A 566-nucleotide genomic window follows, 5' to 3' on the forward strand; every position below is an offset into this window, starting at 1 on the left:
GGCCACCGCGATGGTGATCGCGGCCTGCGGGCTGTTCGCGTCGACCACCAGCAACCCGCTGATGTCCTTCGTCGCGATCTGCTTCGCGGCGATCGGCTTCAAGGCGGCTTCGTCGCTGTTCTGGCCGATCCCGCAAGCTTATCTCGATGCGCGGGTCGCGGCGGGCGTGATCGCGCTGATCAACTCGCTCGGCAATCTCGGCGGCTTCTTCGCGCCGGCCGCCTTCGGCTACCTGCAGCAGCACACGGGCTCGATCAAGGGCGGCCTGTATGGCCTGGCGGCGGCCTCGCTGATCGCGGCCGCGGCGGGCTTCCTGGCGCGCAGCCGGCCTGCCGGCACGAGGCCCGACGGCGGTACGCTGTCGAGCAGCAGCCCGCACTGAAGTACGCGCATCGCGCATGAATGAGGCGGCGGCGCCCACGAGGTGCCGCCGGATTTTGCAAGCTTTCTCCAGCGCCAGATTCGGCGCCTTTTTCAGGTAACGCTCCATGTCCTCGAATTCCATCCAGGCAAACGCCACCCCTGTCGTGACCGAGCTGCGCGTCGTGCCGGTCGCCGGCCGCGAC

General features: G+C 68.7%; 1 pseudogene. It reads left to right on the forward strand.

The annotated features are described in order from the left end of the window. A pseudogene (locus tag HWY05_RS37660) lies at window positions 1–382 on the forward strand (MFS transporter); the annotation flags it as partial. Window positions 383–566 lie beyond the last annotated feature (184 nt).

It is taken from the genome of Paraburkholderia sp. BCC1876 (assembly GCF_902833695.1).
Taxonomy (GTDB): Bacteria; Pseudomonadota; Gammaproteobacteria; order Burkholderiales; family Burkholderiaceae; genus Paraburkholderia.